We start from the raw sequence: 7,475 nt of genomic DNA, 5'->3' as shown, positions 1-7,475 counted from the left end.
TTTGAACTCAAATAAGCCTTAATGATAAGGTGCTTGTCAGATTCTAAATAATAACCATTTTCTGGTTTAACGATTTTCTTCATTTTTTACACGTTTTGTGTAAACCTATTTCAGGACAAGACACACAGCGGCCAGGGGGGAATGGCGGTGTGGGGCGGAAGACCGTTTTGTTGGGGCGACAGGATATAGCCGTCAACGTTATACCGCTGACTCGGCGACGGGAGAATAGACTGCGCGAACACCAACGGCAGTACCTTGATCGGCTTTTGTACTGTCGCGCTTCCGTCGGGGAGAACAGATGATGTGATCAGCGGCGGAACATAGGCTGGACATAAGATCTATGGTCAACGGGAGAATATACCATCAGCGGCAGTAACACATCATCTATCCTCCCCGACGGTGTTTTGTTTAACCCTGTATCAACTTTTTTTATCCTTTAACTTTTAAACATATAGTTATGAAAAACACACCACTGCAACGTGGCGAGGAAAGCTACGCCCTGCAAGTACCGGAACAGGTACGTTTATTATGTGAACTGCTGGACGTTGATCTGTCAAGGGTTCTACAGATTTTTATCAATGACCTGGGTCATGATCTTTACGGCGCAAACGGCAGTAACGAACGATGGATGGCGATTGATTACTTTACGCACTGCGGTTATGGCCTGCATCTTTTTGAAGATGATGAACTGCACCAGATGTTCTATGAGCTGGAACAGCTCCGTAACCGCTGGTGTAACGGCAGCCAGGAGGCTGAAAGGAAGTACGCTGTTTATCGGGAAAAATATCTGTCGTGTTGGTTCAATACCTGGCAGATGAAAAGGTGCCCGGGCACAATGACCCAGGCACTGGAGATGCTTTAAATAGTGGCGCTAAATAAAGCAGGTGCAAAATAGTGAAATCCGGGCATGACTGTCTGGATTTTACTTATTTTAGAGGCAGATCTTTGAAAAAAATGTGTGTCCTTATCAGAAGGTAATCTGTAGAAATGCAGTAAGCCCGTTGTTAGAGGAGACACATTATTATCCGTTTGGACTCACCATGAGTGGGATAAGTTCAAACGCGCTCAAAGGCTCGAATTATCCAGTTAATAGAAATAAGTTCAACGGTATTGAATTGAATAGCGATCTGGATTTATACTCTTATGAGGCTCATTACAGAAATCTTGATCCTCAGTTAGGCAGATGGTGGCAGATAGATCCGAAGCCCAATGATGCAGTATCTCCTTATGCTGCAATGGATAATAATCCTATTAGATATAGTGACTTTTTAGGGGATACCACAATAGCAGGTGCTGGTTTTTGGAGGAATGCCTGGGAAGGAATAAAAGACGGAGGACGATCTACAGCTGCTTGGGTTAAAAGTTTGGGAACAGCAGAAGGGATAGGTAAAACCTTAGATGGTATGGCGGCGATGTCTCCATTTAATGTTGATGAAGGATCAGTAGGTGCTAGGGCCCAGATGATCGATAATGCAGTAAATTATGTAGCCGATATTCCTAATAAAACAAGCGATCAGATAGGCCACGATGTGGGGTTTGGAGCTGAAAAGATCGGAGAGACAGTTGTCGCATCAAAAGGAGCTGGTTTAGTTAAAAGTGGAATAGGAGCTTTAAACTCTACTACTTTATATAGAGCAGTATCAGGTGGAGAATTGGCTAGTATAGCAGAGAAGGGAGGCCTAAGTATGTCACCAGGTACTTACGAAACAGGGAAGTTGTTTGCAACATCTTCTTCTGATGCCGCTCAGTTTGGAAAATTTAATTATGGATTTGACCAAACACCTAATACGATTATTAAAGTGAAAGTTCCTAATGCAGTCATGAAAACGGTTACCAGATTTGAAGCAGATGGTATGCCAGCAGTATCGATACCAGCGAATCAATTACCTAAGATTAATTTTGTAAAGCCATTAAATTTTTCACCTCGTCCCACTAACCCATTTAACGCTAAAGGATGGTAGATCTTATTAATATTTTGGCAACAATAGAATTGTTTTCAGATGAACAATCACGAAAAACTCCTTTTAAGAGTGGCTACAGGCCGTTGTTTAACTTTCCGGGTGCAACAACAAAAATATCGGGTAGTATTAAACTTATAGATATGGATTCTTTTTCTCCAGGGTCGAAAGGCGATGTTGAGATTAGTTTTATAAAAGGTATGATAGATGATAGTTATTTTAAATCAGGGGTGAAATTTACTTTTGATGAAGGAGGGAGTGTCTTAGGCGAAGGATGGATTAAATAAACAAAAGCATAAATAATAATGGCCGTGGAATACCCACGGCCATTATTATTTATGCTTTTAACTTTTTGGCAGTAGTAGTAAGCTGTGCTTCTTTAAGGAACGCATCTACCACGCGCAGAATAGTATTACGGTCCTCTTCAGAAATTTTATCCAGCAGCTCCAGGCGATAGAGCATTTTTTTATCCTTCACTAAAAAGGTCGTGTTACCCACCAGATAATCCAGGCTTACGTCCAGTGCGTCCGCAATCTTGGCGGCTACTTCCACAGATGGCGTAATCTCATTACGCTCGTAACGGCCAATGATAGCACCGGAGGTACCTACCGCCTTACCGAGTTCGTCCCGGTTAAGATCCTTCTCTTTACGCAGTTGTACTATTTTATTACCTAAATCCATACCTGATAAGTGATGAAAATGCCTGATTGATCGGCGTTTTAGTAAAATTAGTTTATTGATAGGTGAAAAACAACAATTAAAAGTTTGTTTTTAATTTACCTATCCATTATCTTTGTCACCAATAGGTGAAGAAAAAATATTTTTTATGGCTAAGATCAATATCGATAATCAGGATGCCATTACTTACCAAACGGAGGAACTGGGTTTTACTATCCTGGGCGGTATCCGGTTAGATGGTTTAGACCGGATGCGGATCACGTTGAAGGTAGAAGTATTAAACCGTAAGTTCCAGCACTATCTTGATCATCCTGATATTGCAAATCTTGCCATCCGCCAGAATCTTGATTTATATAACCATCACCAGGTGGAAAAGCTGTCCAGGTTGATAGCCGATAGGCTGGAAGTCGGTAGCAGTCCTGTAGTACAGGCGTTGGGCGAAATCACCGACCAACTGGAAAGCTACCGCCTGCAACAGATCGAAGCCCGTAAGCAGGAGCAAGTAAAAGCGCTGAAAGTGCTTACAGCAGCAGAACAGGAACAGGCTATACAGTTTTTACAACAGCCTGACTTACTGGAACGTACCAACGAAATGATCGGCAGCAGTGGTATGGTAGGAGAAGAATTAAACCGCCTGATCATGTACCTGATCTTTACCAGCCGTAAGACCAGCCGCCCGTTACATGTGATCAGCTTCGGCAGTAGTGGCACCGGTAAAAGCCATCTGCAGGAAAAGATCGGTGACCTGATGCCTGATGAAGATAAGATCGAGATCACCGCCTTAACAGAGAACGCATTTTATTATTTTGATAAAGGTGAGTTAGGCCATAAGCTGATACTGATAGAAGATCTGGATGGTATCTGGTCTGCCCTGTATCCCTTGCGGGAGCTGCAAAGTAAGCAGCGTATCAGTAAAACCGTTACGATAAAAGACCGTAACGGCAATACTAAAACTATCCACTTAAAAGTATATGGCCCTGTTAGTATTGCTGGTTGCACTACTCATGAAAGCCTGTATGAAGATAATGCTAACCGCTGCTTCCTGTTATACCTGGATGAAAGCATAGAGCAGGATGATCGTATTATGGACTATCAGCGGAAACTAAGTGCAGGTAAGGTAAACAGCGCTGCCGAACAACAGGCCCGCCAGTTATTACAGAACGTGCAACGCATATTAAAACCGGTTACTGTCCGCAATCCTTATGCAGAGCTGTTAAAGATACCGAAAGAGGTTTTTAAACAGCGCCGTACCAATGCGCATTATCTGGCCTTTATAGAAGTGATCACCTTTTATAAGCAATACCAGCGGGAGTTACAGATAGACCAGCTAACAGGCGAATGTTATATTGAAACAACCATAGATGATATAAGGCAGGCCAATGAGCTGATGAAAGGTATACTGTTGCGTAAAAGTGATGAGCTGAGCGGTGCTACCCGTCATTATTTTGAGCAGCTTAAAAGGTACCTTGAAAGCAGCGGTGAAAGGAATTTTACCAATAGTAGTATCCGTAATATGCTGCGTGTTCCATTAAGCACGGTAAAACGTCATCATGCCGCTCTATTACAAGTGGGCTACATACGGCAGGTGGAAAACCGCTACACTAAAGCATATCATTATGAAGTGTTGAGTTATGAAGAATATCAGCAGTTACAGCAACGTATTGTTACTGTACTGGATGAAGTGACGGAAGGGCTCAATAGCTCACCAGCAGCCCATCAGATCAGTGAGCCGGATAAACGTAAGAAAAAGAAGCAGTTAGCCTAACGGCTCACGTTATACGAAGCAAACATACCGCACACAAAAATTTATTGTATCATGAAACAGCTTGACTTAAAAAGTGAGGCCTACCGTTATATTGTCCAAAGTTACGGAGAGTGGTTAGGTACACTTGGTTACAATGGGCAAACTGTTTACCAGTTGCCCAACCATGTACAGGAGTTCCTGTATTACGCTGAAAGTAAAGGCTATGCAGGTTTACATCAGTTGGATATACACCTGTTCAAAGATCATTATTATAAGTTAAAAGGTCGGTCTAATCAGCGGCGTGGTGGCGGGTTAAGTAATAGTTATCTAAATAAACATTTACAGGCATTACAGAAGTTCGGGGATTACCTGCGGCAAAGCGGCAGGCTACTGCTTCCCAGGCTGGATATACGCACAGAGAGCGGAGAAGGTATTATTACAGATGTATTAACGCAGGAGGAAATAAAACTACTTTTTGAAACGACATACCAGCCCTATGAATCCCGTAAGCATGATAAGGGCAGCCAGTTTTATGAAACCATGCAAATGCGTGATCGTGCAATGTTAGCCGTGTTCTATGGCTGCGGACTAAGACGGAACGAGGGTTATCATCTTGATACTGGTGATATACACTTCCATAACTCTCTGCTACATGTACGTAGGGGCAAAGGTCATCGGGAACGTTTTGTTCCGCTTACGCGTCAGGGTCTTACCTACCTGGAACAGTACCTGTATGATGCACGTCCTTATTTTATCAACGGGAAACAGGATGCCCTGTTTGTTGGCTACAGTGGTCGGCGGTTGAGTGGTCAGGCGCTGCTGGTACGGCTAAAGGTGCAGATAGCTTTATCCGGCAATCTGGAACTACAATTAAAGGACATCCATCTACATACGTTGCGGCATAGCATTGCTACACACCTGTTACAGAATGGTATGAACCTGGAACGTATCAAAGATTTTTTAGGACACACCAGTCTTGAAAGTACACAGATATATACTCATTTTTTAGAACAACAAAATCAGCCTGAACATGCAACCTGATTACAGTAAGTTCCGGGAATACTTATCTATAAAGCGTTACAGCAGTGCTACTATTGATACGGTAGTCCGTGCGGTGGAGTATCTGCGCCAGTGGTCAGAAAGGGATAACATACCTGAGCTGGAAGAAATTAGTTACAATGATCTACTATCTTTTATGAAATGCAGCAGTGCTGGCGGAGCTTCACAACGAACCGTATCGGGTTATCTAACGCATGTACGCAAGTATTATGAATGGCTGATCAGTGAAGGAGTGATTAAAGATAACCCCGCCAGCAGCATCAAGATACAGGGCATTAAACGCCGTTCTTATTATGATATTTTATGTCCTGCATCGCTGGAAGAACTGTATCAGAATTATACTACTAATATCACTCATGAACCCGGAAAGATGGTTCCACCACAGGAGTTGAACATTTTATCCAGACGCCGTAACAGGGTGATAGTGGGTCTGCTGGTGTATCAGGGGTTACGTGTGGAAGAAGTGGCAGCATTAAAAATACCTGATTTACAGCTACGGGAAGGTAAGGTTATGATACATGCCAAACGAAGAACAGCGGCCAGGAATATGACGTTAGAGAGCTTCCAGGTGTATGAGATAATGGACTACCTGCATGAAGTGAGGAAACAGCTTTTACCGGAAGGCGTAGTTACAGATCAGCTTTTTGTACAGCGTGATGGCGGTCAGAATTTTTACGGTGTTACTCATATGCTATTAAAGCAGCTACGGCAGATCAACAGCAGGATAAAGAACCTTGATCAGATAAGGTCCAGTGTTATTATCCGTTGGTTAAAAGAGCATGATCTTAGGAAAGCGCAATACCTGGCAGGCCATAAATACGTAAGCTCTACGGAGGCATATAAACAGCAGGTACTGGATGGCTTACAGGAAGCTGTAAACAGGTTCCATCCGTTGTAAGTAAATCTATTTTTAAACATAAAAGTTATCAGTAATGAGTAAAACAGACAAGGAGGTAATGTTACCGGACGAATCTATTATGAGCAAAATACTGTTGATCAGAGGTAAAAGAGTAATGATAGATAAGGATCTGGCGGAGCTGTATTGCGTTCCAACAAAGCGGCTGAATGAGCAGGTAAAACGTAACCTGAAACGCTTCCCGGAGGACTTTATGTTCCAGTTGACAGGGGAGGAAAAAGAGGAGGTAGTCGCAAAATGCGACCACCTTAAAAGCCTGAAGTTCTCACCTAACCTTCCGTATGCCTTTACGGAACATGGTGCGGTGATGTTGGCCAGCGTATTGAATAGTGATAGGGCTATTGCCGTAAATATCCAAATCGTCCGCATCTTTACCCGGATGCGGGAAATGATACTAACGCATAAGGATATATTATTAAAGCTGGAACAGATGGAAAAGCGTGTATCTGGCCATGATGAACAGATAGAGCTTGTTTTTGAGTATCTGAAACAGTTGTTAAGTTCTCCGCAGGAACCACGGGTAAGGATTGGATTTACACGGCATGATGAGGCGGCAGAATAGGCAACAGTGAGGGTTCTGGTGGAATGCAATAATCATACGCATGAGTATAAAGCCGTGGCAGGTAAAAAGGTCTCACTGCGGGCTTAGTCGGCAAAAAGGCGCGCCAGTCCTACGCTTGCCCCTTCCGCTGCGCTACAGGGGCCGCGCTCCGTCCTGTCACGCTTTTTGCGCTCCTTCGCCCTCCGTTCGGCCAGCTCCCGGTCTGGCTAAGGAGGTGTTTAAATCGAGGTTGCCTTTATGCCCGCCATCCCTTCGCTGTCCATTTTGTCCGCCCCCCGCCGTCCCCCCTGGCCTTCCATTTTTGATTTTGCCGTCCGCTGGCGCTCCCGGCGAGATAAAGGACGAAGGCGCGGCCTGCTGCGGCTCGCCTTCGCTGGGCCCTTCCGCTGCGCTCCAGGGCCTGCGCTCTGGCTACCGCCCCAGCGGCCAGGGGGGTGTCTCGTCCTAAAATAAGTTTACAGATTTTAAAAATAAGTCCTAAAATAGATTTGCGTTTTACTCTTAGTCCTGCTCCTCATTTACAGTTCCTTTTTTAAGATAATAGTTTTTCCATAACCT

At 43.9% G+C, this 7,475-nt stretch carries 8 protein-coding genes; 7 read left to right on the top strand and 1 reads right to left on the bottom strand.

Annotated elements, in window-relative coordinates:
- Positions 1-457: 457 nt before the first annotated feature.
- The 3 genes from ACDQ55_RS21430 (at position 458) to ACDQ55_RS21420 (ending at position 2,245) form a co-directional block, all read left to right on the top strand.
- Positions 458-862, top strand: coding sequence for a hypothetical protein (locus tag ACDQ55_RS21430; RefSeq protein ID WP_420983689.1), 405 nt, complete (start codon positions 458-460; stop codon positions 860-862).
- Between the two features lie 94 nt (positions 863-956).
- The gene (locus tag ACDQ55_RS21425) at positions 957-1,961 is read left to right on the top strand and encodes an RHS repeat-associated core domain-containing protein (RefSeq protein WP_420983688.1); all 1,005 of its coding nucleotides are present in this window, start codon (positions 957-959) and stop codon (positions 1,959-1,961) included.
- Positions 1,955-2,245, top strand: coding sequence for a hypothetical protein (locus tag ACDQ55_RS21420; protein WP_420983687.1), 291 nt, complete (start codon positions 1,955-1,957; stop codon positions 2,243-2,245). The genes ACDQ55_RS21425 and ACDQ55_RS21420 overlap by 7 nt, the downstream gene beginning before the upstream one ends.
- 49 nt (positions 2,246-2,294) lie before the next feature.
- On the opposite strand, the gene ACDQ55_RS21415 is transcribed toward ACDQ55_RS21420, so the two are convergent.
- A complete protein-coding gene (locus ACDQ55_RS21415) occupies positions 2,295-2,639 on the bottom strand; it encodes a helix-turn-helix domain-containing protein (RefSeq protein ID WP_420982572.1) in 345 nt (114 codons plus the stop codon).
- 145 nt (positions 2,640-2,784) lie between these two features.
- On the opposite strand from ACDQ55_RS21415, the gene ACDQ55_RS21410 reads away from it, so the two are divergent.
- From ACDQ55_RS21410 to ACDQ55_RS21395, 4 genes are read left to right on the top strand one after another with little or no spacing between them, the layout of a single operon-like run.
- Positions 2,785-4,401 (top strand): hypothetical protein, encoded by a 1,617-nt coding sequence (locus ACDQ55_RS21410; RefSeq protein WP_420983686.1) that lies wholly within the window; start codon positions 2,785-2,787, stop codon positions 4,399-4,401.
- A gap of 51 nt (positions 4,402-4,452) precedes the next feature.
- Entirely contained in the window at positions 4,453-5,421 is a 969-nt protein-coding gene (locus ACDQ55_RS21405; RefSeq protein WP_420983685.1) for a tyrosine-type recombinase/integrase, read from the top strand.
- Positions 5,411-6,337 carry a tyrosine-type recombinase/integrase gene (locus ACDQ55_RS21400; protein ID WP_420983684.1) on the top strand — a complete coding sequence of 309 codons (927 nt, stop codon included), beginning with the start codon at positions 5,411-5,413 and terminating at the stop codon, positions 6,335-6,337. The genes ACDQ55_RS21405 and ACDQ55_RS21400 overlap by 11 nt, the downstream gene beginning before the upstream one ends.
- Positions 6,338-6,371: 34 nt before the next feature.
- Positions 6,372-6,917, top strand: coding sequence for an ORF6N domain-containing protein (locus ACDQ55_RS21395; RefSeq protein WP_420983683.1), 546 nt, complete (start codon positions 6,372-6,374; stop codon positions 6,915-6,917).
- The last annotated feature ends 558 nt before the right edge of the window (positions 6,918-7,475 follow it).

It is taken from the genome of Chitinophaga sp. 30R24, from assembly GCF_049056765.1.
In the GTDB taxonomy this organism is placed as follows: domain Bacteria; phylum Bacteroidota; class Bacteroidia; order Chitinophagales; family Chitinophagaceae; genus Chitinophaga.
This window is presented reverse-complemented; position numbering and strand designations above follow the sequence as displayed.

Coding starts and splice junctions, on each gene's coding strand:
- ACDQ55_RS21430 (WP_420983689.1), top strand. CDS start 458: ATGAAAAACACACCACTGCAACGTGGCGAGGAAAGCTACGCCCTGCAA.
- ACDQ55_RS21420 (WP_420983687.1), top strand. CDS start 1,955: ATGGTAGATCTTATTAATATTTTGGCAACAATAGAATTGTTTTCAGAT.
- ACDQ55_RS21415 (WP_420982572.1), bottom strand. CDS start 2,639: ATGGATTTAGGTAATAAAATAGTACAACTGCGTAAAGAGAAGGATCTT.
- ACDQ55_RS21410 (WP_420983686.1), top strand. CDS start 2,785: ATGGCTAAGATCAATATCGATAATCAGGATGCCATTACTTACCAAACG.
- ACDQ55_RS21405 (WP_420983685.1), top strand. CDS start 4,453: ATGAAACAGCTTGACTTAAAAAGTGAGGCCTACCGTTATATTGTCCAA.
- ACDQ55_RS21400 (WP_420983684.1), top strand. CDS start 5,411: ATGCAACCTGATTACAGTAAGTTCCGGGAATACTTATCTATAAAGCGT.
- ACDQ55_RS21395 (WP_420983683.1), top strand. CDS start 6,372: ATGAGTAAAACAGACAAGGAGGTAATGTTACCGGACGAATCTATTATG.